The following is a 1,441-nucleotide window of genomic DNA, read 5'->3' as shown; positions in this document are numbered from 1 at the left end:
TGCCAACCCGGACGGCCGTTGCCCCAAGGGCTTTCCCATGCCGGTTCGCCTGCTTTGGCCGCTTTCCACAACACAAAATCAAGCGGATCACGTTTGAAACCGTCCACTTCCACGCGCTCGCCTGCGCGCAGGTCGTCCAACGATTTGCCCGATAATTGGCCGTAAGCGGAAAACTCGCGTACGGCGTAGTAAACGTCGCCGTTTGCGGCAGGATATGCCTTGCCGTTTTGAATCAGGGTTTCAATCATGGCAATCATTTGCGGAATGTTTTCCGTTGCCTTCGGCTCAATATCCGGACGCAACACACCCAAAGCATCAGCATCTTCGTGCATAGCCTGAATGAAACGCGCAGTCAGCTCGCCGATGGTCTCACCGTTTTCAGCAGCGCGGGCAATGATTTTGTCGTCGATGTCGGTAATATTGCGCACATAAGTGAGCGGATAACCGCACTCGCGCAACCAACGGGCAATCATGTCGAACACAACCATCACACGGGCGTGGCCTAAGTGACAATAGTCGTAAACAGTCATGCCGCAAACGTACATACGCACGTTTTTAGGGTCGATGGGGGTGAAGGGTTCTTTTTGGCGGGTGAGGGTGTTGTAGATAGTTGGCATAGTGCAATGGAAGTGGTTGGTTAAAGATTGGTGGCTACCTGAAAGCGAAGTTTCTGTGCAGCGGCAAATTATTTGCTAGCGGCTTCGGCGGGGCAGCTTGGGCCTTGATTAGGTGTAGTGCTGGTTGACCTGGGTGTTGTGGACGGAATTGCGTTCGGTATCGGTGGAGCTGATGGAGAAGGCAACGGCGGGGCGTCCTTGCGGGCCGTCTTTCAGCACCATGCTCACGGTGTAGGCATCCAAACCGGGTTTGGCTTGGGCGGGATTAAGCAGCGTGTAAACCCGGCCGTGGTTGGTTTGGCGTTCTTCAAACCGGCCTTGGGGATACAGGCCGGTAGTGAGCCGGCGGATTTGCTCTTGCAGCCAGGCTTGGCTGTCGGCTGAGATGCAGACTTTCCGCTCGGCATGAATAGAAGGCGAACGCGGGAACGGAATAGCATCGGGCTCGCTGGCGGGGCGGTAATCGCCGACATCATTGCCCTGATACAAATAGAGGCCGGCAGGGAGCTCGGCGTGGGCAACAGCAGCGGCAAACAAGGCGAGCGTGGGCAAGAGGAGGTGGGAGAGGCGCGGCATGTTTTCAGGTAGCCTGTTGGGTTGTTGGGAAAGGCATTGTAGCCGAAAGCCTTGTTTGCAGCCACCTGGCGGGCAAATGTAAACAAACATTTGGAAAGTTTTGAAAACGGTAAATGTTGCCGCAGTGACTTTTGTTTATGCGGCAGCTCGCCTATAGTGGCTGCTGTAGGCAGCGTGTTTTATATTAACTTTTGGGGCTGACGTAGATTAGCAGTTATGCCAGGCTACGAAAATGCAGATAACCAATT

The 1,441-nt window shown here is 54.5% G+C and carries 2 protein-coding genes; both read right to left on the bottom strand.

All coding sequences use genetic code 11. From position 1 onward, the window contains the following. On the bottom strand, window positions 1-617 hold a 617-nt coding region (locus tag ACO6EE_RS03270; RefSeq protein ID WP_485959199.1), incomplete at its 3' end, for a class I tRNA ligase family protein. 108 nt (window positions 618-725) lie between these two features. Beyond that, window positions 726-1,283, bottom strand: a complete 558-nt coding sequence (locus ACO6EE_RS03265) for a hypothetical protein (RefSeq protein WP_485959197.1) — start codon at window positions 1,281-1,283, stop codon at window positions 726-728. Window positions 1,284-1,441 lie beyond the last annotated feature (158 nt).

This window comes from Eikenella sp. (assembly GCF_057315495.1).
This window is presented reverse-complemented; position numbering and strand designations above follow the sequence as displayed.

What these genes read in the sequence shown, in the direction of transcription:
- ACO6EE_RS03265 (WP_485959197.1), bottom strand. Translation starts at nt 1,283, where the DNA reads ATGTTTGTTTACATTTGCCCGCCAGGTGGCTGCAAACAAGGCTTTCGG.